At 61.8% G+C, this 25,231-nt stretch carries 22 protein-coding genes and 2 pseudogenes; 14 read left to right on the forward strand and 10 right to left on the reverse strand.

What is annotated here, in order from left to right; translation table 11 throughout:
* Window positions 1-144 precede the first annotated feature (144 nt).
* The 3 genes and pseudogenes from HAP41_RS10115 to HAP41_RS10125 all read right to left on the reverse strand — a co-directional run.
* Window positions 145-745: pseudogene (locus tag HAP41_RS10115) on the reverse strand (transposase); the annotation flags it as partial.
* 137 nt (window positions 746-882) lie between these two features.
* A complete protein-coding gene (locus HAP41_RS10120; protein ID WP_166102895.1) occupies window positions 883-1,305 on the reverse strand; it encodes an SseB family protein in 423 nt (140 codons plus the stop codon).
* Window positions 1,306-1,403: 98 nt separating this feature from the next.
* A complete protein-coding gene (locus HAP41_RS10125; protein ID WP_166102891.1) occupies window positions 1,404-3,281 on the reverse strand; it encodes a sigma-54-dependent Fis family transcriptional regulator in 1,878 nt (625 codons plus the stop codon).
* Between the two features lie 337 nt (window positions 3,282-3,618).
* On the opposite strand from HAP41_RS10125, the gene HAP41_RS10130 reads away from it, so the two are divergent.
* The 10 genes from HAP41_RS10130 (at window position 3,619) to groEL (ending at window position 13,533) form a co-directional block, all read left to right on the forward strand.
* Window positions 3,619-4,662 carry an NAD(P)-dependent alcohol dehydrogenase gene (locus HAP41_RS10130; protein ID WP_135215639.1) on the forward strand — a complete coding sequence of 348 codons (1,044 nt, stop codon included), beginning with the start codon at window positions 3,619-3,621 and terminating at the stop codon, window positions 4,660-4,662.
* A gap of 57 nt (window positions 4,663-4,719) precedes the next feature.
* Window positions 4,720-5,091, forward strand: a complete 372-nt coding sequence (locus tag HAP41_RS10135) for a hypothetical protein (protein WP_166102888.1) — start codon at window positions 4,720-4,722, stop codon at window positions 5,089-5,091.
* Window positions 5,091-5,357 carry a hypothetical protein gene (locus HAP41_RS10140; RefSeq protein ID WP_224580897.1) on the forward strand — a complete coding sequence of 89 codons (267 nt, stop codon included), beginning with the start codon at window positions 5,091-5,093 and terminating at the stop codon, window positions 5,355-5,357. Before HAP41_RS10135 ends, HAP41_RS10140 begins: the two co-directional genes overlap by 1 nt.
* 150 nt (window positions 5,358-5,507) lie before the next feature.
* Complete coding sequence (locus tag HAP41_RS10145; protein WP_166102885.1) at window positions 5,508-7,178, forward strand: aromatic/alkene/methane monooxygenase hydroxylase/oxygenase subunit alpha; 1,671 nt, start codon at window positions 5,508-5,510, stop codon at window positions 7,176-7,178.
* 104 nt (window positions 7,179-7,282) lie between these two features.
* Window positions 7,283-8,323: a 2Fe-2S iron-sulfur cluster-binding protein gene (locus tag HAP41_RS10150; RefSeq protein WP_166102880.1), complete on the forward strand. Its 1,041-nt coding sequence runs from the start codon at window positions 7,283-7,285 to the stop codon at window positions 8,321-8,323.
* A gap of 49 nt (window positions 8,324-8,372) precedes the next feature.
* Window positions 8,373-9,476, forward strand: coding sequence for an aromatic/alkene monooxygenase hydroxylase subunit beta (locus tag HAP41_RS10155; protein WP_166102877.1), 1,104 nt, complete (start codon window positions 8,373-8,375; stop codon window positions 9,474-9,476).
* 46 nt (window positions 9,477-9,522) lie between these two features.
* Window positions 9,523-9,879 carry an MmoB/DmpM family protein gene (locus HAP41_RS10160; RefSeq protein ID WP_028150059.1) on the forward strand — a complete coding sequence of 119 codons (357 nt, stop codon included), beginning with the start codon at window positions 9,523-9,525 and terminating at the stop codon, window positions 9,877-9,879.
* A 109-nt stretch (window positions 9,880-9,988) separates the two neighbouring features.
* Window positions 9,989-11,032 carry an amidohydrolase family protein gene (locus HAP41_RS10165; protein WP_166102874.1) on the forward strand — a complete coding sequence of 348 codons (1,044 nt, stop codon included), beginning with the start codon at window positions 9,989-9,991 and terminating at the stop codon, window positions 11,030-11,032.
* A complete protein-coding gene (locus HAP41_RS10170; protein ID WP_166102867.1) occupies window positions 11,032-11,826 on the forward strand; it encodes a metal-sulfur cluster assembly factor in 795 nt (264 codons plus the stop codon). Before HAP41_RS10165 ends, HAP41_RS10170 begins: the two co-directional genes overlap by 1 nt.
* A gap of 78 nt (window positions 11,827-11,904) precedes the next feature.
* The gene (gene groEL / locus HAP41_RS10175; RefSeq protein WP_166102860.1) at window positions 11,905-13,533 is read left to right on the forward strand and encodes a molecular chaperone GroEL; all 1,629 of its coding nucleotides are present in this window, start codon (window positions 11,905-11,907) and stop codon (window positions 13,531-13,533) included.
* Between the two features lie 95 nt (window positions 13,534-13,628).
* Here groEL and HAP41_RS10180 read toward each other — a convergent pair whose 3' ends face one another.
* Window positions 13,629-15,554, reverse strand: a complete 1,926-nt coding sequence (locus HAP41_RS10180; RefSeq protein ID WP_166106101.1) for a sigma-54-dependent Fis family transcriptional regulator — start codon at window positions 15,552-15,554, stop codon at window positions 13,629-13,631.
* A 443-nt stretch (window positions 15,555-15,997) separates the two neighbouring features.
* On the opposite strand from HAP41_RS10180, the pseudogene HAP41_RS50010 reads away from it, so the two are divergent.
* Window positions 15,998-16,132 (forward strand): annotated as a pseudogene (locus tag HAP41_RS50010) (hypothetical protein); the annotation flags it as partial.
* A 115-nt stretch (window positions 16,133-16,247) separates the two neighbouring features.
* Here HAP41_RS50010 and HAP41_RS10185 read toward each other — a convergent pair.
* Together HAP41_RS10185 and HAP41_RS10190 are read right to left on the reverse strand one after the other, a co-directional pair.
* The gene (locus HAP41_RS10185) at window positions 16,248-17,231 is read right to left on the reverse strand and encodes an HlyD family secretion protein (protein ID WP_166102857.1); all 984 of its coding nucleotides are present in this window, start codon (window positions 17,229-17,231) and stop codon (window positions 16,248-16,250) included.
* The gene (locus HAP41_RS10190) at window positions 17,218-18,783 is read right to left on the reverse strand and encodes an ABC transporter permease (protein WP_224580894.1); all 1,566 of its coding nucleotides are present in this window, start codon (window positions 18,781-18,783) and stop codon (window positions 17,218-17,220) included. Before HAP41_RS10190 ends, HAP41_RS10185 begins: the two co-directional genes overlap by 14 nt.
* Window positions 18,784-18,931: 148 nt before the next feature.
* On the opposite strand from HAP41_RS10190, the gene HAP41_RS10195 reads away from it, so the two are divergent.
* The 3 genes from HAP41_RS10195 (at window position 18,932) to HAP41_RS10205 (ending at window position 22,404) form a co-directional block, all read left to right on the forward strand.
* Window positions 18,932-19,792: a tyrosine-type recombinase/integrase gene (locus HAP41_RS10195; protein WP_029085027.1), complete on the forward strand. Its 861-nt coding sequence runs from the start codon at window positions 18,932-18,934 to the stop codon at window positions 19,790-19,792.
* Window positions 19,793-19,812: 20 nt separating this feature from the next.
* Window positions 19,813-21,039, forward strand: a complete 1,227-nt coding sequence (locus HAP41_RS10200) for an IS91 family transposase (protein WP_166053869.1) — start codon at window positions 19,813-19,815, stop codon at window positions 21,037-21,039.
* Between the two features lie 418 nt (window positions 21,040-21,457).
* Window positions 21,458-22,404 (forward strand): IS630 family transposase gene (locus tag HAP41_RS10205; RefSeq protein WP_166063836.1). Its coding sequence is split into 2 segments (ribosomal slippage): window positions 21,458-21,797 and window positions 21,797-22,404, totalling 948 coding nucleotides; the frame shifts between segments, so codons are not numbered across the junction.
* Here the strand turns inward: HAP41_RS10205 and HAP41_RS10210 are convergent.
* The 4 genes from HAP41_RS10210 to HAP41_RS10225 form a co-directional block, all read right to left on the reverse strand.
* Entirely contained in the window at window positions 22,340-23,176 is an 837-nt protein-coding gene (locus HAP41_RS10210) for an ABC transporter permease (RefSeq protein WP_224580893.1), read from the reverse strand. The genes HAP41_RS10205 and HAP41_RS10210 overlap by 65 nt on opposite strands.
* Window positions 23,173-24,234, reverse strand: coding sequence for an HlyD family secretion protein (locus tag HAP41_RS10215; RefSeq protein ID WP_166102850.1), 1,062 nt, complete (start codon window positions 24,232-24,234; stop codon window positions 23,173-23,175). Before HAP41_RS10215 ends, HAP41_RS10210 begins: the two co-directional genes overlap by 4 nt.
* A 171-nt stretch (window positions 24,235-24,405) precedes the next feature.
* The gene (locus HAP41_RS10220; RefSeq protein ID WP_166102847.1) at window positions 24,406-24,723 is read right to left on the reverse strand and encodes a hypothetical protein; all 318 of its coding nucleotides are present in this window, start codon (window positions 24,721-24,723) and stop codon (window positions 24,406-24,408) included.
* 32 nt (window positions 24,724-24,755) lie between these two features.
* Window positions 24,756-25,223 carry a DUF302 domain-containing protein gene (locus tag HAP41_RS10225; protein WP_166102843.1) on the reverse strand — a complete coding sequence of 156 codons (468 nt, stop codon included), beginning with the start codon at window positions 25,221-25,223 and terminating at the stop codon, window positions 24,756-24,758.
* Between the last annotated feature and the right edge of the window lie 8 nt (window positions 25,224-25,231).

Consider the following 25,231-nt stretch of genomic DNA (forward strand, 5'->3'; position numbering starts at 1 on the left):
CGAGAGGTGTCAAGCAAGCGACATGTCAGCCAGCCCCGCCTGTGGCGATGTCCGGGCATGGCCGATTTTGTTGCAAAAGTCGGTTGTAACCGACGGATGTCTTTCGGCCATTCGGTAAGGCCGACCGGCTTTGATCCGCCGACCCTAACGCGCGAGGCGCCTCAGATTTTGAGCGATTGCAGCAAGAACAAACTCGTCCTGGGCGCCCCGTGGGCCACGAAGCCGAAGCCGACCAAGCCTCAGGATGCGCTTCAAATGCGCAAACCGCATCTCGATCTTCTTGCGCTGACGTCGCGACGTCTCGAATCCCTCGGTGCCAGCGAACGACCGGGCGACGTCCCGGGCGTGCTCATGTATGTTGCGCGGGATCCTGCGCGATGGTTCTTTTGGACAGCACTGCGGTTTAAGCGGGCATGCGTCGCAGTCGAGCTTGCTCGCACGATACAAAAGCGTTTGGCCCCCGTGCACGGTGCCGCTCGTCCCGAGCCGCTTTCCGGCCGGGGCAGTGGTAGACGTCGCTGGTCGGATCATATCGAAAGTCGCTGCGCGAGAAGGTACCGTCATCTCGCTTCGACTTGTCGAACACGGGGATATGTGGTGCGATGCTCTTCGCCTCGACCAGCCAGTTCAGCATCGGAGCAGCCCCGTAAGCGGTATCCCCGGCAAGCCGCTCCGGCTTGAGACCAAGGCGCTCCTCTGTTCATTCGATCATTGTCCTCGCCGCTCCGACCTCGGCCTGACGAATTCCCATCCGTCCGGCTCGCCACGAGCCTTTGCGGGCACACTTCAGGAAATCAGGCAGATGGTCTAGTGAACTGATGTCGCTGCGCCGTTTTCGAAATAATTCCGCTTGGCCGACAGCATCTGGCAGGAAGTCTGCGCCTATCGCGCGGACTTAATCGGCATGTCAAAGATCTTGCCACTCATGAGGAGAGCGATCTCGGCGGCGGGCAGCGGCTTCTGACATTCGGACAACGGATTGAGCCAGAAATTAGAGTCAGGCAACATTTCGAACAGATTGCGCGCGGCGGCGCCAAGGCACACCTCAGGCTGCTTTATATAGTCGTAGATGCGCTTCTTTGAGGTGAAGGTGGGGTGCCATTTCATGTTCTGGAAGTCGACCGTTGCAACGTTGATCTCCTCCTGAAATTTGAGCGAGCGACGGCGTCCAGGTTTCATCGGCGCTTCCGGCGTCAGAATGTAGATCTCCGTCTCGAGCAACGCGCGATAGAATGCTGGAACGATGCTGGCGTCCCTTGCGGCAGCCTGCATCAGGGCTTCGAGACCGTTTTCCGGTTCAAACATGGCGACACTCCCAATTGAACCCGACGAGGGGCTGGACTTCAGCGCCTCCAGTTACAGCCGGATCGCGCTGCCGCCGCAGAGCCTTCGCCACGATTGTGCTAATCCTTGTTGCCGCGCAGGGCACGATAGATCGTATTGCGCGACACGCCCAGGCGGCGCGCGGTCTTGCTGATGTTGTTGCCCGTTTCCGCATACGCGGTCAGCACATGCGAGCGCTGAATCTCATGCAGATTGGCCTTGAGCCCACCACCCACCGCCTTGCCGGTCAAGCGCTCGCCGCCTGAATGTGCAAGTACGGACTCGACCGATGTCTCGTCGATCAGATCTCCCGGCTCGGCCAGTGACAATCGGGAAAGCACGTTGCGCAGTTCGCGGATGTTTCCATCCCAATCGAGTTCGGCCAAACGATCGATCGCCCCTGCGGTCAAATCCATCAAGGGATCGATCTTGTGGATCAAATAGCGCGCGATCTCGGCGAAATCGGAACGTTCGCGCAAAGGCGGTAACGTCACCTCCAGCGTGTTGAGACGAAACAGCAAATCGGATCGGAATCGGCCCTTCGCAATCGAGTCGTCGAGATTGGCATTGGTGGCAGACACCAGGAGAACGTCGACCTGACGTTTGGTGCCACCGACCGGCCGGACAGTCCAATCGTCCAGAAAGCGCAGCAGCACGGCCTGCAACGTCACCGGCATGTCGCCGATCTCGTCGAGGAAGAGCGTTCCGCCGTCCGCTTCCTTGAACAGTCCTGCAGCCCCGCCCTTTTTTGCTCCCGTGAAAGCGCCTTCGGCATAGCCGAACAGCTCCGCCTCGATCAGGCTGTCAGGGAGCGCTGCGCAATTCACCGGGACGAAAGCGCCGGCCCGTCCACTGGCGGTATGAGCATGGCGGGCGAGTTGCTCCTTGCCGGTGCCGGTTTCGCCACGGATCAGGATCGGCATCTTGCGGACCGCCGCGACTCCCACCCGTTGGACAATGGAAGCGATCGCCGGATCGGCGGAGACGAACTGGGTGGGGACGTCCTTGGGCGTCGACGGCCGAGGCCGCGAGATGGCCTGCATCATCGAGAACTGGCGCGCGTTCTCGATTGTTGCGACGAACTGGCTACCGACCTCGTCCTCGAGGCGCTGGCGTTCCTTGCGCCGGCCTTCATCGACAAAGGCGTTGAATTTCGTACGAAAGACGTCGGCGAAGCGACGACCCGGCAAGGCTGGCAGGCCATGCAGCAGGACGCTTGCGGCCCTGTTGGCTGCAAGGATCCTGCCCTCGTTGTCGACGGCCAGCAGGCCCGCGCTCAACGTATGCAGATATTCGCCGCGGCTATGGAAAGCGATCAGGATGTTTCCGCGGTGATGTTCGCGGAACAGACCATTCTCGATCTGGGTTGCCGCCATCGCGACGAGCGCCTGGGTATGCGCCTGCCTCGACATGCAATCCGATGACGCATCCAGTATTCCGGCCAGTTCGCCATCGGGCGCGAAGATTGGCGCCGCGATGCAAGTAAGATTGTGGTAGCGCGAGAAGAAGTGCTCGCCCCCGTGAACGACGATGGCCCGCTTGAGATACGCAGCGGTGCCGAGGCCGTTGGTGCCGCAAATGGCTTCAGTCCAGATAGTGCCGGGCCGAATGCTCGCTGCGTTCGAGGCATCACTGAAGCTCGAGTCCGAGATGATGTCGAGCAGCAGGCCGTTGGCATTTGCAAAGGCGATCATGAAATTGGAGCCGGCAATCTGCTGATGCAGCGTGTGCATCTCCGCGAGCGCCAGGCCGCGAATCAGTGAGCAGCGCTGCTGCTCCTGGCGCAAAACGGCGGTGCTCACGAACTCAGGCGAAGGAGGGCGCAATGTATCGAGACCAAGCGAAATGCAGCGCATCCAGCTGTCGTAGATATCGGCCGATAGCAGCTCTGCCGGCGGCGCGCCGCGCTGATCGAGCGTCATCCAAGCATTGTCCATGCGTCGGCTGGCGGTCAGCATCATAGCTCCTCCGGGAGTCGCTGCTTGGCGATTTCCTCTTGGTCGTAGCCCGGTTCGGGTCGTTCTCGCGTGTGGCGCGGTTCTCACTATCATAGATCAAACAATCAAAAATCCAAAGTTCTGCTCACCCGCTGTTGCCGCCGTCGAACTGTTCCGTCTCGGAACAGTCGCGCGCAAAGTCTGCTCCGAGGCGGATCGGCGCGCGCACTCCCGAGATCGCAAGAACAATAGAAAGATCAGGCCGTTGTGCGCTTGGCACAGCCCTTGCTGACCTGCTCAGCGGGAAGGCGATCGCGTCAGATCGACAGAATAAAAATTTTGCCGGGGAGGCTGTTTAATGAAAGCGGCGGTGCTTCATGAGTTCGACGAGAAGCTGACGGCGAAGGAGTTCGTCAAGTTCGATGACGTAACTGACCCGAAGATCTCGCGCCCGATGGACGTGATCGTGCGCATCGGTGGTGCCGGCGTCTGTCGCACCGATCTGCACATCGTTGAGGGCATCTGGCGCAGCAAGGTCGACGTCAAGCTTCCATACATCATGGGCCACGAGAACGCCGGCTGGGTCGAAGCGATCGGCCCGGGTGTCGAAGGGATCAAGGTTGGCGACAGCGTAATTTGTCATCCGCTGGTGACCAGCGGGCATTGTCTCGCGTGCCGGCGCGGCGACGACATGCATGCGCTGGACAGCTCGTTTCCCGGCATCAATGCCAATGGCGGCTATGCGCAGTATCTGCTGACGGGGCAGCGCTCCCTGATCAAGCTGCCGAAGTCGCTCGCACCGAAGGATGTTGCTCCCTACACCGATGCCGGGCTGACGGCTTATCGTGCCGCGAAGAAGGCATCCCGTCATCTGTTGCCCGGCGAACATGTCGTGGTGATCGGCGCCGGTGGGCTGGGCCATATCGGCGTCCAGGTTCTCGCAGCGCTCTGCGCGGCAGAAATCATCGTGGTCGATCGCGCCGAACAGTCTCTCGAACTCGCCAAGAAGTGCGGTGCACATCATGTCGTGAAGGCAGACGGCAACGAAGTCGAGGCGGTGCTGGCGCTGACCGACGGGCGCGGCGCGGAGGCCGTGATCGATTTTGTTGGCGAGGGTGACGCTATCGCCAAGGGCCTGTCGATGACAGCGAACGCCGGCTACTACTACATCGTCGGGTATGGTGGGAAGATCGATATCCCGACCATCGACATGATCACATCGGAAAAGACCATCGTCGGCAACCTGGTCGGCACATACGCCGAGCTGGTGGAGCTGATGGCGCTCGCGGATCGCGGCCTCGTCGAACTCCACACCAAGGAATACAGGCTGAGCCAGGCCAATGACGCGCTTCACGATCTGCATCATGGACGCATTCATGGCCGCGCGGTCCTGATCCCGTAGGGCATGTGCCGCGACATGCAAAGCCTCGGTCCAGATCATCGAACGAGAGTGGCGCGAGTGACAAAGGACAGCCGATGCCGGCCACCGATCACCGCCGAGGAAGCCGCTGAATTGCAGCGCTCCCGCGATCGGATGATTGCCCGGGACAGGCTGATCGACGAGATGGTCGATAACAACGAGATGCAAATCAAGAATGAGTACGCGCGCGGCGGAGCCGAAATCGAACTCGCGTGCGCCGTGCGTAGCGCGGCGCGCGCCGACGCCGGAAGCGACGCGCATGCTGAACTGGAGCGAGCGGTCGTGCGCCTGGAGATGCTCCGGGAGGAGCATCGACGCCTGGTGGCCGAGCGTGAATGGCTCGACACGTCCCTGCTGGAGATCGACAACGGTCCTTCGTCCGGCGACCACCAACGTTCGGGGCACGCATGATGAGCAGGAACAACGCAACCATGATTGCATCAAAGCAACAGGCACAAATGCCGTCTCCGCAACCGGACATGAGCGAGGAAGCCGGGTCGAAAGACGCCTTCTTCATTCAGCTGGCCGAGATCGCGGAGGCCATGATCGCCGCGCACGGCAGGGATTTCGCTACTGGTGCGCTGGTCCTCTCGGCGAAATTCGTTGCCGAAGGAAAACCTCTCATCAAACGAGCCAACGGAGGTGACGAGACCGTCAGCGCCGAGAAACCGGGCTGACGTGAAACGACGAGTCAGCAGATCAATCAATCCATTTAACGGACTTAAAGTGTGTTTTGCGGCGGAGAATTTCAACAAGGCGATCCAGGGGTTTGACCCGGAACCGAAGCGAGAATGCCGAAGATAACGCAACGTTCAAAGGAGCTGGAAATGTCTGCAAGTCTGACACTGAACAAGATCACCGCGCAGAAGGGGATCAGCATCGCTGAAGCGGCCAACCGCGTCGCGGACCTTGGTTGGACGCCAAGCTACGTGCAGGAGGCGATGACTTTCCCAACCGACTACAAGATCTCGAAGACACCGCGCGATCCGATGAAGCAGGTCCTGCGGTCATATTTCCCGATGCAGGAAGAGAAAGACAACCGCGTCTATGGCGCGCTGGATGCGGCGTTGCGCGGCGACATGTTCCGCAATGTCGAGCCGCGATGGGTCGAATGGATGAAGCTGTTCCTGGCGATCATCCCGTTCCCGGAGATCTCGGCGGCGCGTTCGATGGCGATGGTCGGGCGGTTGGCGCCCGGCGAGGAATTGCGCACCGGCTTCACCATGCAGATGGTCGACGAGTTCCGGCACTCGACGATCCAGATGAACCTCAAGAAGTGGTACATGGAGAATTACATCGATCCAGCCGGGTTCGATATCACGGAAGCCGCGTTCGGCAAATGCTATGCGACCACGATCGGCCGCCAGTTCGCCGAGGGCTTCCTGACCGGTGACGCGATCACCGCGGCCAACGTCTATCTGACGGTCGTCGCGGAAACCGCCTTCACCAATACCCTGTTCGTGGCGATGCCGTCGGAAGCGGCGCGCAACGGCGACTATGCATTGCCAACCGTGTTCCTGTCGGTCCAGTCGGACGAATCCCGTCATATCGGCAACGGTCACTCGATGCTGATGGCGATGATCAACGATCCGTCGAACCACCAGCTGCTGGAGCGCGATCTGAAATACGCCTTCTGGCAGAATCACGCGATTATCGATGCCGCGATCGGGACGTTCATCGAGTACGGCACGACCAACCGCGACAAGAACAAGGAGTCCTACGCCGAGCTCTGGCATCGCTGGATCTACGAAGACTATTACCGGACCTACATGCTGCCGCTCGAGAAGTACGGCATCAAGATCCATCACGATGACGTCGCCGCCGCCTGGGATCGGATCGTCAAGAAGAACTACGTCCACAAGACCGCGCAGTTCTTCACGGTCGGATGGTCGGTAAACTTCTGGCGTATCGAGGCCCAGACCGAGCGGGACTTCGAGTGGTTCGAGCACAAATATCCGGGCTGGTATGCCGAATTCGGCGACTTCTGGAAATGGCACGCCAAGCTCAGCGTGCCCGGCGAGACCAACATCCTCTTCAACAGCGAGGTGGGCTATTCATACCCGCATCGTTGCTGGAGCTGCATGGTCCCTTGCCTGATCCGCGAGGACTTCGTCTGCGACGAGGTCGACGGCAAGATCTACACTTACTGCTCCGAAGGTTGCCGTTGGACCCACAAGGTGGCGTTCGCCGCGGAATACGAGGGCCGCGCGACGCCGGCAATGGGCCGCTTCAGCGGTCGCCGTGAATGGGAGGACTGCTATCACGGCTGGGACGTCGCCGACGCGATCAAGGATCTCGGTTTTGTCCGGCCCGACGGCAAGACCATGATCGCGCAACCCCATCTGCGCTTCGACTCCAAGGACATGTGGACGCTCGATCACGTGCGCGGACACACGCTTGGCAGCCCGTTGCGTGGCTTCAGAGCGCTTTCGCCGATCGAGCGCGAGGTGGCGACGGCCGAATACCGTAAGGGCTTCAAGATCAATCCCTGCCACTAAAGAGATGATGAGGGGAGGGGCCGCTTTCGGCGGCCCCTCTTGCCGGGACCGGCAACGGTTTGCCGATCGTTCTGTACAACTGCTGCGACGATAGGGCCGCGATAATGACGGACGTGCGGGTTCACAAGGTTCGTTTCGAGCCAGTGGGTATCGAGATGGAAGTGGAAGAGGGTGAGACCGTACTCGATGCCGCGTTTCGTCAGGGCATCTCGCTGATGCATGGCTGCAAGGAAGGTCAGTGCGGCAGCTGCAAATCAAAGCTGGTTGAGGGGGACATTGAGCTTCTGAAATACTCGACCTTCGCTCTGCCGGATTACGAGAGCGAGACCGGCCACATCCTGCTGTGCCGGACGCATGTCTACAGCGACATCGGTGTTGAATTGCTCAACTATGACGAAGACCTGCTCAGCCGTTCGATCGCGGCGAAGGCATTTTCCGGCCGCGTGGCAGGGATTAGCGCGCTGACGTCAGACATCAGATTGCTGGAGATCGAGATCGAGAGGCCGATGAAGTTCTGGGCCGGCCAGTACGTCGATCTGACGCTTCAGGATGGCACCATCACCCGCGCCTTTTCGATGGCGAACCCGCCCGGAGAAGGCACCAATCTCCGCTTCATCATCAAGAAATATCCGAACGGGGCATTCTCGTCCCAGCTCGATGGGAAATTGGCCGTGGGCGACGCCGTGATCGCCAAGGGGCCGTATGGCACCTGCTTCCGGCGCGAAGAACGTCCGGGGCCGATGCTGCTGATCGGCGGCGGCTCGGGCATGTCGCCGCTGTGGTCGATCCTGGCCGATCACATCGGGAGCGGCGAGCAGAGACCGGTCCGGTTTTTCTACGGAGCGCGTACCCGCGCCGACTTGTTCTACCTCGATGAGCTCGCGGCCATCGCGGCGCGGCTGAACGATTTCAAATTCGTGCCGGCACTGTCGCATGCGGAGACGGGTGACGGCTGGGACGGCGAGACCGGACTGATCCACGAGGTCGTGCTGCGCTATCTGCGCGAGGAGAAGCTGAGCGGCGCCATCGACGCCTACGCGTGCGGGCCGACGCCGATGATCGACGCCGTATTGCCCGTGCTGCAAATGAACGGCGTCGAGCCGGACCACATCTATTTCGACAAGTTTACGCCGGCGGTGCGATGACGGCGTTCGAGGTTCGTCGCAGAACAGAATGGCAGAAAGGGAGTAAGCAATGAGCGCGCAAACGAGCAGAGCAGCAGCGACCAAGCCTGCGGCAATCGTCAAATCCGGAGCCGCGGGGGCCGCGGTTTTCCCGGGCTCCGACAGCCGCAAGTACAACTACTTCGAACCGAAGGGGCGCAAGGCGACCCATTACGAAGACATGACGGTCGATGTTCAACCCGATCCGGAGCGCTATCTGCTGCAGGATTGGATCATCTCGTTCCCTGACGGAACGCCGACCTATTCCAAGGACTGGACGGCGGCAAAGAGCTCGAACTGGCACAAATTCCGCGCCGTCGACCAGGAGTGGGAGCGTACCCATTACCAGCGCCAGTCGACGATCTGCGGCATGGTGCAGAACACCATCGAGAATGGCCGGAAATCGGGCGCGCCGACCCGCTTCGATCCCGCCTGGGTGAAGATATTGCAGAACCATCTCGGGGCCTACAAGCATGCCGAGTTCGGTCTTGGCACCTCGACGATGCAGGCGCAGCGTTACGGCTACACGCAGATGGTCAACAATGCGATCTTGACCAACTCGTCCTACAAGCTTCGCTTCGCGCAGGACATCACTCTTTATCTGAGCGAAATCGGCCTCGACCTTCCAGGCTTCGACATTGCCGCCGGCAAGAAGCACTGGCTGGAAGATCCGATCTGGCAAGGCGTGCGCAAGTCGGTTGAATCAGTGATGGGTTCAAACGACTATCTCGAGCAATATTTTGCGACCAATGCGGTGTTCGAGCCGCTGGTCGGCGAACTCTTCCGCTCAGGCTTCCTGATGCAGGCGGCATCTGCGCAGAACGACTTCATCACTCCGGCTGTCGTCTCCGCTGCGGAAGCCGACTATGAGCGCAATCTCGCCAACACCGTCGAGCTGTTCCACATCCTCGGCGCTGATCCGACCTTCGGGGCGCAGAACCTTGCGTTGTTCAACAAATGGTTGGCCAATCATGCCGATCTCGCGCTCGATGCCGCCAATCATTTGCAGCCCATCTGGTCGCAGCCTCGGGTCAAGGTCGCGGCTTTCGCCGATGCCATGGCACACGCGAAGAATCGTATCAGGGGTATCGCCACCGAGCTTGGCCTGACGGTTCCGGCCGGACTGGCGTCGTAATCGGCATCGCTTCACGCCCTCACACTCAATCCTTCTGGAGACCGACATGCTGCACGAGAATGACAACATCTTCAAATCGATGAAAGACATCACGTTCGAGGACACGGTGTCGCATCAATGCGGAGTGACAATGAACGATAGCGTCGAGGCGCGCGCTATCGCCGAAGTCATGAGCCGTCATGAACACATCAAGGTGACCTACATGCCGGCGATGATCCGTATCGATGGCGACGGCAAGATGGAATTCAAGATGGATGAGATTTCCGAAGAGTTGGGCCGCGTCATGACCCCGCATCTCTTTGAGATTTCAACCTCGACGCATTACGGCCGCATGGTCATGACGGATGACAACACCGTCATGCTGTTCGGCGACATGAACGAGATGATGAAATACATCGTTTAATGATCGCCAGCGAACCAGCCTGGGCGGCACAGCGCCGGCCGGGCTCAATCGACGACATCAATCGCGCCTCACAACAATACGCAATATCCAGCGGAGCGGGAGTAACGCCATGTACAGGACGGCCAAGGGTGAAGAGATTTTTGTCATCGATGGGCATACCCATTTCTGGGATGGTAGCCCGGCAAACCAGAAGAACATCCACGGCAAGCAGTTCATCGAGTGCTTCTACGCCTATCACTCGAATCTGAGCCCGCCGTCGGAGAAATGGGAGAAGGAGAAGTTCGAGAAGTACGACGCCAAGACGATGTTCGACGACCTGTTCGTCACCGGTTGCGACGACATGGCGATCCTTCAGCCGACCTATCTCACCGACTTCTACAAGAACGGCTTCAATACCACCGAACGAAACTGGGCGATGAAGAAGAGCCATCCGGACCGCTTCATCCTGAACGGCGCCTTTGATCCGCGTGACGGTACCAAGGGCATCGAAGACCTTCATGCGCTCTCCGAGAAGCACAAGCTGAAGGGTGTCAAGCTTTACACCGCCGAATGGCGTGGAGAGTCGAAGGGCTACAAGCTCACCGACAAGGCGTCCTACCAGTATCTCGAGGCGGCGCAGAAGCTCGGGATCAAGAACATCCACGTCCACAAGGGGCCAACGATCATCCCGCTGAACCGGGATGCGTTCGATGTCGCCGATATCGATGACGTCGCCACCTCGTTCCAGGATTTGAACTTCATCGTCGAGCATTGTGGCTTGCCGCGCCTTGACGATTTCTGCTGGATCGCGACCCAGGAAACCAACGTCTATGCCGGCCTCGCGGTGGCGTTGCCCTTCATCCATTCGCGGCCGGGGTATTTCGCCCACGTCATTTCCGAACTGCTATTCTGGGTCGGACCGGACAAGATCCTTTACGGTAGCGATTATGGCATCTGGACGCCGAAATGGCTGATCGACAAGTTCATGGCATTTGAAATTCCGGCCGACGTCACCAAGGAGACCGGTTCGGTGCTGTCGATGGAAACGAAAATCAAGATCCTCGGTCTCAATGCCGCGCGCATCTACGGCATCGATGTCGAAGCGCAAAAGAAGAAGATCCAGGCGGGCGGCGGTTATGCCCACTTGCCCGAAGCCGTTCACGCACCGAGGTGATGGCCATGAAGCGTGGCGTTGAGGGGAGGGAGCGGCCGAGAAGCCATTCGTCAGATGACAGGCAGGCGCAGATATGGGCCTGCCTGCGAGACGTGATGGACCCGGAACTCGACGAGTCCGTCATCGACCTGAATTTCGTGACCAGGGCCGATGTCGACGCGAAGGATCGGGTCCACATCGAGTTCCGCTTGCCGACCTATTGGTGCGCTGCCAATTTTTCGTTCCTGATGGCGGACGACATGCGCCGGTCCATCAGCGCGTTGGACTGGGTCAAGGGCGTCAGCGTGGTCTTGGGTGAGCACATGTATGCCGACAAGATCAATGCGGGCCTCGCGCAGGGGCACTCGTTCCAGGAAACGTTCGGCGCCGAGGCCGATGGCAGCCTCGATGATCTGCGTCAGACATTCCTCGTCAAGGCGTTCCAGCGCCGGCAGGTTGCGCTACTCAGTCACCTCATCGCGCTTGGGCAATCGCCGGCGGAGATCGTGAGCCTGACGTTGACGGAGCTCGGTTGCCTGCCGCTCGACGATGCAGGTGAGGCGCTGATTCAGCGCTATCTCGAGCGACGTGCCGTCGTAGGTCCGGCAAGCGGTGGTGAACCCGCCTTTGTCGATGCGAACGGAGCGCGGCTGAAAGCCGACGGCCTTGCCGCATACCTGTCGAATCTACGTCGCGTGGGCATCAATGCTGAATTCAACGGCGCACTGTGCCGCGGCCTGCTTGCCGCGCGGTTCGACCTCGATACACCGTTCGTACCGAAATCGAGGACGATGCCGGCGTCGCCGGGCACGTAACAGGTGCCGTGATGCGGGTGCGCAGCATCGATAACAAGTCCAGACCAGACGACCTCAAGGCAAAGTCGGGGATATAGAATGCCGAAGATCATGTTGCACGATGAAGCTGCGCGGGCCGCGCTGGGCCGGGGCGTCGCCAAGCTCGCCAAGGCGGTACGCGGAACGCTGGGTCCGAGGGGCATGAACGCGATCATGGACCGACCGATCGGCACGCCGATCGTGTCGCGAGATGGCGTCAGCATTGCCAGCGAAATCGAACTTGAATGCCCGTTTGAGAATATGGGCGCGCAGGTGTTGCGTGAGGTTTCAGCGCGAACCAATGAGGTGGCGGGGGACGGCACCACCACGGCCACCGTGCTGGCCGATGTTCTTGTGCAGGAAGGCCTGAAATGTTTAGCGGCCGGCGCCAATCCGGTCGAGCTGGTTGAAGGGCTGGAGCTGGCGGTTAGTGAGACCATCACGGCGTTACGACGGTCGGCGAGACCGCTGCAGGGGTCTGCTGGCCTGCGGGCTGTTGCGAGCATTGCCGCCAACGACACAGCGCTTGGCGATATGGTCGGCGAGGCCTTCGAACGTGCCGGCAATCACGGAATCGTCGCGGTGGAATTTGGCAACACGGTCGAGACGACGCTGGAAATCGTTGAAGGCATGGCCTTCGATCGCGGCTATCTTTCACATCATATGGTCACCGATGTCGAGAAAATGCAGGTGGTTCTCGACAGTCCGTTCATCGTCATGACCGATCTCAAGATCCAGACCGGGGAGCAACTGGCTGGTGTGATCTCGCTCATCGAAAAGAGCGGGCGACCTTTGCTGATCATCGCCGAGGAAGTGGCGCCATCTGTCATCATGCAATTGCTGGCGCGTCGGGAGAAATCCAATTTCAAGGTCGCCGCGATTCACCCGCCGGAGTTCGGCCATTGGCGCAAGGCGATGCTCGAGGATATCGCGATCGCGACCGGAGGGCGCGTTATCTCGGCCGATCTAGGCGGAAGGCTCGAGAAGGTGGAGCTGCACGACCTCGGGTCCGCGCGCCAAGTGCGCATTTCCGCCTCGAAGACCCTGATCACGGCGGGAGGTGGCGATCAGAAGACCATCGCGGCGCGACGCGAGCAGGTGTTGCGCCAATACGATGCCGCTCCCGAGAATATTGAGCGGGACAAGTTCCAGGAGCGCATCGCGAAACTGTCCGGCGGCACAGCGATGATTCTTGCCGGCGGCGCGACGCCGGTCGAGCAAAAACGCCGGACCCAGTTGATCGAGGATGCGATCAACGCGACCCGCGCGGCGATCGAAGAAGGCATTGTGCCGGGCGGCGGAGTAGCCTTGCTCAGGATCGCTGCGAGGCTCGACGAATTGATCAACCGTCTGGACGGAGGCGCCAGGCAGGGCGCCGAGCTGCTGCAACGCGCGCTCAGCCGGCCGCTTTTCTACATTGCCGCCAATGCCGGTCTGAATGGAGAGGCGGAAGTTGCGCGAATTGCCAAGGCCACGAATGGCCACGGGCTCGACGTGCGCAATGGTTCGGCGGTCGATCTTGTCGAAGCTGGCATCATCGACCCGGTCAAGGTTTGCTACAGCGCGGTTCGCAATGCGGCATCGGTGGCCGGACTGATCCTGACGACTCAGACCTTGATCGCCAAGAAGCCGGATGACTACGATCCGACCGCCGGCCCGGCTCGAGGTGGTGGAGCTGAGCTGCTTTGAGCGGAGCCGATCATCGGTTCGAAGCGACCGGCGCTCTGTCCATAACTGGGCATGCTGCGATACTCGCAGCATCGGCGCTTCGAGGCACTATGGCATCACTCGGGCTTCTTCTGCCCCAGTGCGCGATAGATGGTGTTTCTTGAGACGCCGAGGCGTCGCGCGGTTTCGCTGACGTTTCCGGCGGTCTCGGCATACACCACAAGGATTCGCGCGCGGTGGATGTCGTGGAGCGATCCGGACTCCGCTCCGGAGTGTTGAACGATGCTCTCCGCGCCGGCTTCGTTGATAGAGCCGTCCGCAGCGGCAAGGGTGAATCGCGCCAGGACGTTGCGGAGCTCGCGGACGTTGCCAGGCCAGGGACGTGCGGCGAGATGCGCAATGTCCGTCCGCGTGATCTCGCAATTCGGGTCGATCGCATTGAGCAGATGGCGAACGATGGCATCAAAGTCGTTGCGATCCCGGAGCGGTGGCAGGTTGACCTCGAGCGTATTGAGACGGTAGAGCAGGTCGGATCGGAACCGGGCTTCGGCGATCGCCTTGTCCAACCTGGCGTTGGTGGCGGAGATGAGAAAGACATCGACCTTCGATCTGACGCCGCCGACGGGGCGCACGGTCCAGTCGTCGAGCAGGCGCAGAAGCACCGCCTGCAGCGCGACGGGCATGTCGCCGATCTCGTCAAGGAACAGCGTGCCGCCGTCGGCCTCCTTGACCAGTCCAATCGCGCCGCCGCGCCGCGCCCCGGTGAATGCTCCCGCGGCATAGCCAAACAGCTCGCTCTCGATCAGACTTTCCGGCAGGGCGGCGCAATTCACTGGAACGAACGCGCCGGTCCGCCCACTCGCCATATGGGCGTGACGGGCAAGCTGTTCCTTGCCGGTTCCGGTCTCGCCTCGGATGAGGATGGGCATCTTGCGTGCTGCCGCGGTCTCGACTTGACGGACGATCGCTCGGACCGCAGGGTCGTCCGCAACGAAGCCGGCGGCCATGCTCTGAAGAGACCGTGGTTCCGGCTTTGAATCCTTTCGGGCAGATGATGAGCTCGCGGTCTCGCGACCGTCAGATTCGGATCTCGATTTCTGGACGTCGCGATGCGTGATCAACTGGCGTCGTCGCGCATGCAGCACCACGATGGCGCCGATGCCGGAGCGTTCGTTCTCGACGAAGTTGAAGCTCGCGTTGGGAAGCAGCTCTTTCAACCTGCTCGGCCACTCATCGAAGGGAACCGTCTTCAAAAAGCGGGTTGGCGCGTCGTTGTGAATGCCGTGGCGATCATGCTGGAGTGCGTTCAGAGCACGCTCGGTGGCGTGGAGGATCATGCCACGACGATCGAGCACGATGCATTCATCGTTCGCCCATTGCGATCTCCTGCCGAGAAAGCGGCACAGCAACTCCTCATGTTCCTGTCGGACTGATTGGGCCAGAACGCTTTCCACGTGATGGCCGACCGCGACGGCCAAAGCCAAGCTCTGCGGATTGAAGGTGCTTGCAGGACCCGAGATGTCGACCACGCCAAGCAGTTCGCCATCGGTCGGGTCATGAACCGGGACGGCAGCGCAAGTCCACCGCTGCACCTCCGAGCAGAAATGCTCTGTACCGTGAATTTGGACAGGTTTCGATTCCGCTATCGCGGCGCCAATCGCGTTGGTGCCGATGTCGGCCTCGCTCCAGCGTCCTCCGTGTTCGAGATGGACTGCGCGGCCGGCGTCGATGACCCTGTCGTCGCCCTGCGTATCGATGATCAGCCCACTCGGATCGGTGAGGATCATGATTGAGTTTGCATCGCGCAGAAATGTTTTTGAGTTCTCGAGAGCGCAGCGGGCGGCATGACGGAGCGACGCGTATTTGGAGCGATGACGAAACAACTCGGCGTCCGCGACGAGCGGCGCTCGCGCACGGTCGACGGTGACGTGATGGTTCCTGGATCGCTGCCACGACGCCGCGACCGATGATCTCAAGTCGGATGACAACGCTCCGCGCTCGACGAACTTCTCCCACGCCGCCAGCACTTCTCGTTGGTCCATCCCGGCTCCTCCGACGTGAAAGGTGCTGGACCGCTCATGACGGACCCTGCGATCATTCACCTGAATGCGGGGGAGTGCCTGGCGCAACTGCCGGTTCGCTCACGTAAAGTCCGACGGTAAGACCCTTCCAGGCCGCCGTGACGGCCGTCTGAATCGGATTCCATATCCGTCGCACCCGCCGTGAAGACGACCGCGCCTTCCGATCAAGCAACCCCTTCAGCGTTCCACGTCCCGAACGTCCCGGGCCTTTCTCTCAAGCCCGTTGACCAGATCAGCCTATACATTTTGAATGGTTCTAGCAAAGGTAGCGATCGAAGTTCCGCTGGGCCGCGGCTCGATCTATTCGAAAATCCGGGCTAGGCGCGCAGTAGTGCGGCGCAGCATCAGGGAATTGGGCGGCGCGGGCTAGTATCTTCGGCCATCCCGCAGCTATGGACATCGGGGTGATTCACTTCCTGAAGAACGTGATGATGGCGGGCGGACTGCTCCAGATCGCGGCTTTCGGTGCGGGCGCTCTCAGCATCGACAACCGCGGGAAGAATACGGCGCCCTGCACCGAAGCCGCCGTCACCAGCTAGGTTGAATTCGAATTCCGCAAGGCTGTGAAAAACCCCAGTGGTCTCAATGACTGCTGGGGCTTCATTTTGCAGACGGTCGGAACAGCTTGGTTCCGCGAGCTCAAATCACCGGGGTTTAGGGGCCGATCCAGACGGTCATGCCCGGCTCAAGGCCTGCTAACTCTCCCTTGTCTCCCTTGGGGTCGAGGCGCAGGCGAAGCGTGTTGCGGTCATGATCGCCAATCACCCGCTCGGCCTGCCAGGTGGCAAACACGCCGAGCGGTCGAAGTTCAGTGATGACCGCCTTCGTCGCGACATCGGCGCCGTTCCGCATCACATTCGCTGTTTCTCCCATCGAGAGACGATCGAGATGATCCTCGCGCACGTTGAACGAGAGCCATTGCCTGCCCGCCGCCTCGACCATCAGGATCGGTTGGCCCGCGCGAACATTTTCGCCGACCTCGGCGGCGATGACGCTGACCACGCCGTCGGCCGGCGCGCGCAACACCATCTTGTCGAGGCGGCGCTCGAGCACGGTGACCGCGGAGGCCGCAGCCTGCACCTGCGCGTCGGCGATCGCGCGCTCTTCCCGGGTCGGTCCCGCCACGGCCGCATCGTAATTGGCCTGGGCCTCCGCCACGCCGGCACGCGCGCTTGCAACGTCATTCTCGGCCTGGTCGAGCGACTGTTGGGATTCGAAGCTCTGGCGCGCCAGCGTGCTGGTCCGGGTGAGCTGAGCCTGCACGTAGTCGAGGCGGGCGCCGGCCTTGGCGATGGCGGCTTTCAGCGAATCGACCTGTTCGCGGCGCACGCCGGCATAGACATTGTTGCGGCTTGCGACGGCGGACGCGAGCGCGGCACGCGCCTGGTCCGCCTGCGCCGTCAACTCCACCGCCGAGAGCCGCGCCACGACGTCGCCGGCCTTCACAGAGGCCCCCTTCTCGACCGCGATCGAGACCAACTGGCCGTTGACCTCCGGCTCGACCCTGATCTCGGTCGCGCGCACGACGCCGACGATGGCTGCCGGCGGTGCCGAGTGGCGCATGACATAGAGCAGCGCGCCCGCCGCGACCAGCGCGAGCGGAATCGCGACGAAGGCGGCAGGTCTAAGGTTGGACATGTCCCTGTCTCCTCCTGACGGCAAATGCCGAGATCACCGCGAGCGCGAAGTAGCCGAGCGCCAGGCACCACAATGCGAGCCAGTCATGCGCAACCTCCCAGATGCCGGCGCCGAGCTGGTTGACGCGCACGAGGCCGTCGATCGCGGAGTCGGCCGGGAACAACCGGCCGAACGCAAGGGCCACGTCCGGAATTGCTTCGCGCGGCCACGCGAAGCCGGCCATGAAGAACTGCGGCAGGCTCGTCGCCAGCAACAGGATGGTTGCGTTCTCCGGCCGCGTGAACCAGGCCCCGATAGCCTGACCCATGAAGCTCGTTGCCAGCAGAAAGACACTCGCGAGCGCGAGGATCTGCGGAAGATGGCCGAGCGTCGAAAAACCGTAGATGCGGGGCAGCACGACGACGTAGAGCGCGAGCGCAGGAAGGTAGACGGTCAGATGCGCGATGCCGCGGCCGAGCACGCCGGCAAAGGCCGCGCCGCCGCTCGCCAGCGCGGTGCCGGTTAGCATAGCTGCGCCGATCAGCAGGGTCTGCTGCAGGATCAGGATGAACGCCGCCGGAACGACGTAGCTCGCATAGCCGCCCACCGGGTTGAAGATCGGCTGCAGCAACACGTCGGCCGTGCTCGACGTCGCGAGCTTCGCCTTGACGAGGCTGCCATCCGAGCGCGCGCCGCGCGAAACCAGCTCGGACGTCAAGGTTCCGATGGCGGTGGCGACCCCGCTGGCGCTCGATCTGAAGATGAACAGATAGGTTGCGTCCGCATAGACGGGGATGTGGGCGGTGATGCCCTTGAGCACGTCGCGTTCGGTGTCGGGCGGAATCTCGACGGCGGCAAAGGCCTGCCCGCGATCGATCGCGCTGCGCGCCTCGGCGAGCGTTCGGGCGCGAACCGTCACGCTCAATGCGCCGCTCGCATCCAGCGTCTCGACGATCTGCCGGCTGAGATCGCTGAGATCGTTGTCGACGACCGCAATCGGGAGCTTGCGAAGGATCTGGTTCAGATAGGGCTGCGGATAGTAGATGCCGTAGACCAGGGGAGCGAGAAACAGCAGAGCGAAGGCGCCCCGCGTTCCCAGCACGCGCCGCCACTCCGCCACGAAGGCGCCGCCGACGCCGCGCGGTGTGGAGATGGCCTCGGATGGCTCGACAGGCCGCGCTGTTGCAAACCATCCCTTGCGGGTGACGTTCGCCATGCGCATCCACGCCAGGCCGGCAAAGAGCAACGCCAGGCCCGCAAGCGCCGCGAAGGGAATAGCGGAATCCGCGACCGGCAATCCCCGCGCGGCTTGTCCCAGCAGGACGGCCATGTACCAGCGAAGCGGCAGGATCGCGCTCCATGTCTGCGCAAAGGCATTCATGCCGATGGTGGGAAAGCCGACGCCGGCATAGCCGAATGCGGGCGAGGCAATGAGGCCCGCAAGCCCGAGTCCGGTGGCGAGATCGCCGACCAGAAGCTGGAGCAGGGCGCCGAGCGACAGATAGGCGATGATCAACAGCGACGCAGCAGCGATCATCAACGGCAAGTCGCCCTTGAAGGGAATCTCCAGCACGCCCTCTAGAGCATTTTCCGACCGGAAAGAATCGGGTGGGGATTGAACGAAGCCGCTGCCGCGGCGTAGGGGGCAAGGTGGCATAGATCGCCTCCTGGCTGAGAGGATGTGGGTGTTGGAGCCCACCCCCTCAGACAGGAGTATCGAGATGGCCGATTTGAGCCCTCTTCGCCGCCGCATGATCGAAGACATGACCGTCCGCAATCTGTCGCCGGCGACGCAAAGATCCTACATCAGCGCGGTTTCGAAGTTCAGCCGCTATTTTGGCCGATCGCCTGACCGGTTAGAGCTGGAAGACGTCCGCGCCTTCCAGGTGCATTTGGTCTCGACCGGCATCTCATGGCCGGCGCTGAACCAGATCGTCTGTGCGCTACGGTTTTTCTACGGCGTCACGCTCGGCGAGGCGCTCATCCCAGAGCGCATTCCCTATGCGCGAGAACCGCGCAAGCTGCCGGTCGTTCTCAGCGCCGACGAAGTGGTTCAGTTTCTTGAAGCGGTATCGAGCCTGAAGAGCCGCGCCGCGCTCACCACCGCCTATGCGGCCGGGCTCAGGGCCTCGGAGGTTGCGGGACTGCGGATCGAAGACATCGACAGCGCCCGCGGCGTCATCCAGGTGCGCCACGGCAAGGGCGCGAAGGATCGCAACGTGATGCTGTCGCCCCAGCTGCTGGGCATCCTGCGCACCTACTGGCGGCTCGCCCGGCCGCGGCTTTATCTGTTCCCTGGTCGTGACGAAGATCATCCGATCGATCAGACCGTGCTGCATGCCGCCTGCCGGTCGGCGGTGAAGGCTGCGGGCCTGACCAAGCGCGTCACGCTGCACACGCTGCGCCACAGCTTCGCGACACATCTTCTCGAGAACGGAACCGATATCCGGATCATCCAGGTCTTGCTCGGGCACAATAATTTGTCGTCGACAGCGCGCTACACGCAGGTCGCCACCGATACGATCCGAGCGACGCAGAGCCCGCTCGATCGCCTGTCGCTGGAGGTGACGCCACCTGGATGACCCGCAGCGGGATGCGGGTCATGACCCGCTCCGACATCCGCTCCAACAGGCCCGCCATCGAGATTGCCGATATTCTGCGCCGGCATGGCGACGCCTATCGCCGTGTACATGCCGGTCATCTGGGGCGGGTCGAGCGGCGCGTGATGAGCGCGATCGTTGCGTGCCGGACCGAGGCGCTCGGCGGCCACATGCAGGCTTGCGACGACTGCGGCACGACACGCGTTGCCTATAATTCCTGCCGCAATCGGCACTGTCCGAAGTGTCAGGGGAGAGCCCGAGCCGCGTGGCTCGCCGCGCGTCAAGCCGACCTGCTTCCGGTTCCCTATTTCCACGTCGTCTTTACACTTCCCGCACCGATCGCCGCGATCGCTTTCCAGAACAAGGCCGTCGTCTATGCCATCCTGTTCAAGGCTGCCGCCGAGGCGATGACGACGCTCGCCGCCAATCCACGCCGGCTCGGCGGTGCGATCGGCGGCGTCGCCGTCCTCCACACCTGGGGACAGACGCTGATGCATCATCCCCACGTCCATTGCGTCGTTCCGGGTGGCGGCCTCTCGCCCGATGGCGCGCGCTGGACCGCTTGCCGACCGAACTTCTTCCTGGCCGTCAAACCGTTGTCCAGACTATTTCGCACACTTTTTCTCAAACGTCTGTCGGCAGCCTTCAACTCCGGTGCCTTGCGTTTCTTCGGCGATCTCGGAGCTCTGGCCGAGCCGGCTGCCTTTGCGGCCCACCTCGACGCCATGCGACGCATCAACTGGGTTGTTTACGCCAAGCGGCCCTTCGGCGGACCCGCACAGGTCCTGGCCTATCTCGGCCGCTACACCCATCGCGTCGCGATCGCCAACAGCCGGCTCGTCGCACTCGACGACGATCATGTCGCCTTCTCATGGAAGGACTATCGCCAAAACAGCGCGACAAAGATCATGAATCTCAAGCCCGATGAGTTCATTCGCCGTTTCCTGCTTCATACGCCGCCTGACGGCTTCCACCGCATCCGCCACTTCGGCTTCATGGCCAACCGCCATCGCGCTGCCAAGCTCGCCCTTTGCCGCGAACTTCTCGATCATGAGCGAACAGCCCCAAACGATGGCCAGCCGTCGCCTGTGGATTCGGAGGCTCAAACCTGGGCCGAGGTTCCTGCCTGTCCCGATTGTGGTGGCGTCATGCGCATCATTGAGCGCTTTCGACATAGCTTCAGACGCCCCAGCCCTCGAACATCACCGTTCCGATGCGACACATCGTGAGCCAAGTCATGTCGTGCACGACGATCATCATTCGTCATTTCGCTCCCAGCGTCTCGATCATCGCGGACGATGTCGAATCCGTGCTGTCACACTGCGCGACAACAACCGTCCGATGCAGCAAAAGGCCTATCGCGATCTCAGGCGAAGCGCGTCTGATCTCAACTCTTCCAGGATGCGCACTCCTGTGTCTCTGCCTCACGCGCCGAGCCAGCAGATCGGGCATGGCGATCTCGAACAATCCCCATAGCTGCAAAACCGCGAATAGCCTCCCGCGCCTTCGTTCAATCCGGCTTCAATGAGGTCGCGTCATAAGCGCCTGCCGCGCCCTCGCGTGAGCGCGACCTCACAGAACCCTCCAGATTCCCAAAACGGCGCGAGTCAGATTCAAGCTGCATGCTGGCGAGGGAGGCCAGCATGTATGGCCAGGGCGCTTTCGGTTGATCTTCGCCAAAGGGTGGTAGCCGCGATTGACGGTGGCATGTCCTGTCGACAGGCTGCTGAGCGCTTTGGTGTCAGCGCGGCCAGTGCAATCCGCTGGCGCGGTCGCCTCAAGAAAGTTGGCGACATCGTTCCTAAACGCCAGGGCGGTGACCGCAAATCGCAGCGCATCGAAGCGCATTCGCAATTGATTCTGGAGGCGGTGACAGCGAGGCCGGATATCACGCTTGCCGAGTTGCGAGAACTGTTGAAACGTCGTGGAATATCGACTGGCATCGCGTCGCTCTGGCGTTTTTTCCAGCGCAGAAAGATCACACTTAAAAAAAGACAGCGCACGCCGCCGAGCAACGGCGCGGCGATATAAATGCCGCACGTGAGGAGTGGTTCGAAGGGCAAATCGACCTTGACCCTGAGCGTCTCGTCTTCATCGACGAAACCAGCGCCAACACCAAAATGGCGCGGCGTTACGGGCGCTCGCCACGCGGCGAGCGATGTCGTGCAGCTATCCCACACGGACATTGGAAGACGACGACGTTCACCGCTGGATTGCGCTCCGACGGTCTGATCGCGCCGCTTGTTCTGGACGGTCCAATGGATGGCGACGCTTTCCTGGCCTACGTCGAGCAATTGCTCGCCCCATCGCTGCGGCCGGGCGATACCGTTATCATGGACAACTTGCCCGCTCACAAGGTCCATGGCGTTCGAGAGGCCATCCAGGCGGTCGGAGCTAGCCTGCTCTATCTTCCGCCCTACAGTCCAGACTTCAACCCGATTGAAATGGCCTTCTCCAAACTGAAAGCGCTGTTGCGGACCGCCGCAGCCCGCACCATGCCCGATCTCTGGCAAGCAATCGCCAACGCTCTCAAACGCTTCTCACCCGAGGAATGTCAAAATTATCTCGTCGCGGCTGGTTACGACGCAACGTGATCGGAAAACGCTCTAGGAACAGCGGTTCGGCCAGCATGATCAAAATGAAGAGGCAGAACAGCGGCGCGAGCTTGCCGGCCAGCGCGACAAGCGGATCACCGCCGGCGCTTTCGAGCCAGGCCCGCGCGTCGCGGCGGCGGAATTCGGAGCCAACGGAATAGCCGGCGGCAAGGGTAATCACCACATGGATGATGGTCGGCAGCAGCGCGCGCAGCAGGAACTGCGCGTAGTTCTTCTGCGGATTGACGAGCGCCATGGTCTCCGCCTTGAGCGCACCCAGGGACGCTGGCGCAGGTGCCGCGCGACTGGCCGGAGCGGCCACCGCTGCCGCTGCGGAAAGTGAATCGCTCAGACCCGAGGATGCGATGCCGGAGGGAGTCAAAAACTGCTGGTTATAAAATCCGACGATCTGCGGGCGGCGCGCGGCCTTCAGGTCGCGCTCGAAATCCGGCGGGATGTGGACGGCCGAAATCGACTTGCCGGAGCGTATGTCCTGCACGGCCGTGGACAGCGTGCCGGAGCGGTCGACGATCTTCAGGCTTGGCGACGCCGCAATGTATTCCACCAGGGCGCGCGACGCGTCCGACTTGTCCTCGTCGACGACAGTCACGCCGAGCCCGCGGATGACCGGATGGCTAAAGACCGTGGTGAGAACCACGAACGCAAACAGCGGCACGCCGAAGATCAGCAGCAGCGCCACACGATCGTGAAACAGCCAGCGGCACTCGCGCCGCGCGACCAGCAGAAATCCGGGCTTGGGCGCGGGCCTCATGGCCGCGACCGCCAGTCGAGATAGGCGCTCATTCCAGGTCGCAGCTCGGGCACGGGCTGAACGGGATAGGCACGGATCGAAAACGTTCGCAGGTCGAAATCGCCCGAAGCACGCGTGGCTCGCCAGCTTGCATATTCGCCCTTGGTCGCGATGAGCTTGACCTCGACCGTGACGGGGCGGTCGCCGAGGGCGGGGATGCGGACATCGAAGCGATCGCCGACCTTCAGGCCTTTGACGAGATCCTCGCGAAGATCGAAATGCACCCAGAGGTCCGCCAGATTGATCAAGGTGACGAGCGGGACGCCCGGCGAGACGTATTCGCCGGGTTCCACATTACGCTGATAGATCTGCGAGGCTACGGGCGCATAAACCACGAGCTGGTCGATGATCGACTGGACACTTTGGATATCGGCACTGGCCTTTTCGACATTGGTATTCGCAATGGCCCGCTCCTCCTTGGTGTAGCCATTGACCGCCTGCTCATAGGCCGATTTGGCCTGATCGACCGCGCGTTCGCTTTCATGCAGCGCATCGGTTGCTTGGTCGAGGCGCGCTTGCGGCGCGTTGCCTTGCTCGGTCAATGTGTGCGTGCGGTCAAAGGTCTTTTGCGCCAGCACCAGCGCCGCCTGGGCGCGCTCCATTTCCGCCTTCCGTGCGGCAATGACTTCCACCCGCGTTCCGACCAGAACGTTGGCGAGCTGGGCGTCCGCGACAGCCTTGGCCGCCTTCATCTGCTCGTGCTTGGCCAGCGTTTCCGGATTGTCGATCTGGACCAGCACCGCGCCCGCAGCAACGTTCTGGCCGCGTTCGACGGGAATCTTGCCGACCCGTCCGTCCACGCGCGCCGCGATATCGAGCCGCGTTGCATCGACCTCGCCTTGAACGAGCAATGGTTCGGGTCGTAAGAGATAGAAGGCGGAAAGCGCGACGACGGCAGCCGCAACGACACCGACGATGATGGAAGGAGTACGTGTCGGGTTGCGCGTGGTTTTCGCCTGTTCGTTAGCCGGCTCGTCGGGTGTGTTTTGAATGTCCTTGTCAGAGCTCGGCGCGTCCATGCCTGACTCCCTTTTTCGTGACGGGATGGCCCACTCTATTCGGTTGCCAGGCCCAGTCGCAATCGCGAAGCGGTGCGGTACTTTCAATACTCCGCGACGTGCCGGCGGCCACCTTATTCGGATTGCTCGTCGGGCAAAACACCCGTCACCCCGTCAACCCCTTGTTGCGGCTTAGCGCGGGCCGCTCTGTCCATCCTCCGGATCGTTCTCCGGCTCCCGGATCAGCACCACCGGTTCGTCATAGCCTTTGCGGCTGCTGTAGAACACCAGCGCCATCAGGCCGACGCCGACGACCAGCGAGAACACGACGCCGAGCACCAGTGCGACATAGCCGGACGCCGGCACGCTGGTATCCGTGCTGGTCCAGCCGAGATAGCCGAGAACGCTCGCGGCGACGAGCATCGCGCACAGCACTGCAATGACCAGCCATCTGGCGAGCTTGCTGTCTTGCGCCTTGGGCGGCGCCGGTTGCCCGCTGGTCACGTTCATGAACCTCTCCTCGCGCGGCCGTCGTGCAGCGCTTACGGCGCGGTGGCCTTGGTCGCGATCGCATGCAGTGCGGCGGTCATCGCGCCGATGGCGGTTTTGGCCGGCTCGCCGGCGCCGTGACGGCCGGCGAGATAGGCCGGATCGTTGTACGACAGCCAGGTCGCGCCTTGCTCGTCCTGCCAGACCAGCGCCTTCAGCGGCAGGTCGATGCCGACGGTCTGCGCCTGCTGCATCAACGGCGTGCCGCCCTTGGCGTTGCCGAAGATGAGGAGATCGGTCGGCCGCAGAGTCATGCCGACGGCGGCAGCGCCCGCGGCGTGATCGACATGGGCAAACACGGTGAGGCCCTTGGCCTTCACCTCGGTCTCCAGCCGCGTCATTGTGTCCTGCGGGCCAAAACTGCTCTTGATGGTGATGAGTCCGTCTGTAGCCATAGCCTGCGTCTCCCAGAAACATGTCGCGACCAGCGCGAAGATCCCGACCAGTGAGATGAGCCTCATGATGTCAG

Origin of the sequence: Bradyrhizobium barranii subsp. apii, from assembly GCF_011516635.5 — a bacterium.
GTDB lineage: Bacteria > Pseudomonadota > Alphaproteobacteria > Rhizobiales > Xanthobacteraceae > Bradyrhizobium > Bradyrhizobium barranii.

Coding starts and splice junctions, on each gene's coding strand:
- HAP41_RS10120 (WP_166102895.1), bottom strand. CDS start 1,305: ATGTTTGAACCGGAAAACGGTCTCGAAGCCCTGATGCAGGCTGCCGCA.
- HAP41_RS10125 (WP_166102891.1), bottom strand. CDS start 3,281: ATGCTGACCGCCAGCCGACGCATGGACAATGCTTGGATGACGCTCGAT.
- HAP41_RS10130 (WP_135215639.1), top strand. CDS start 3,619: ATGAAAGCGGCGGTGCTTCATGAGTTCGACGAGAAGCTGACGGCGAAG.
- HAP41_RS10140 (WP_224580897.1), top strand. CDS start 5,091: ATGAGCAGGAACAACGCAACCATGATTGCATCAAAGCAACAGGCACAA.
- HAP41_RS10145 (WP_166102885.1), top strand. CDS start 5,508: ATGTCTGCAAGTCTGACACTGAACAAGATCACCGCGCAGAAGGGGATC.
- HAP41_RS10150 (WP_166102880.1), top strand. CDS start 7,283: ATGACGGACGTGCGGGTTCACAAGGTTCGTTTCGAGCCAGTGGGTATC.
- HAP41_RS10155 (WP_166102877.1), top strand. CDS start 8,373: ATGAGCGCGCAAACGAGCAGAGCAGCAGCGACCAAGCCTGCGGCAATC.
- HAP41_RS10160 (WP_028150059.1), top strand. CDS start 9,523: ATGCTGCACGAGAATGACAACATCTTCAAATCGATGAAAGACATCACG.
- HAP41_RS10165 (WP_166102874.1), top strand. CDS start 9,989: ATGTACAGGACGGCCAAGGGTGAAGAGATTTTTGTCATCGATGGGCAT.
- HAP41_RS10170 (WP_166102867.1), top strand. CDS start 11,032: ATGGCCATGAAGCGTGGCGTTGAGGGGAGGGAGCGGCCGAGAAGCCAT.
- groEL (WP_166102860.1), top strand. CDS start 11,905: ATGCCGAAGATCATGTTGCACGATGAAGCTGCGCGGGCCGCGCTGGGC.
- HAP41_RS10180 (WP_166106101.1), bottom strand. CDS start 15,554: ATGGACCAACGAGAAGTGCTGGCGGCGTGGGAGAAGTTCGTCGAGCGC.
- HAP41_RS10185 (WP_166102857.1), bottom strand. CDS start 17,231: ATGTCCAACCTTAGACCTGCCGCCTTCGTCGCGATTCCGCTCGCGCTG.
- HAP41_RS10195 (WP_029085027.1), top strand. CDS start 18,932: ATGGCCGATTTGAGCCCTCTTCGCCGCCGCATGATCGAAGACATGACC.
- HAP41_RS10200 (WP_166053869.1), top strand. CDS start 19,813: ATGACCCGCTCCGACATCCGCTCCAACAGGCCCGCCATCGAGATTGCC.
- HAP41_RS10210 (WP_224580893.1), bottom strand. CDS start 23,176: ATGAGGCCCGCGCCCAAGCCCGGATTTCTGCTGGTCGCGCGGCGCGAG.
- HAP41_RS10215 (WP_166102850.1), bottom strand. CDS start 24,234: ATGGACGCGCCGAGCTCTGACAAGGACATTCAAAACACACCCGACGAG.
- HAP41_RS10220 (WP_166102847.1), bottom strand. CDS start 24,723: ATGAACGTGACCAGCGGGCAACCGGCGCCGCCCAAGGCGCAAGACAGC.
- HAP41_RS10225 (WP_166102843.1), bottom strand. CDS start 25,223: ATGAGGCTCATCTCACTGGTCGGGATCTTCGCGCTGGTCGCGACATGT.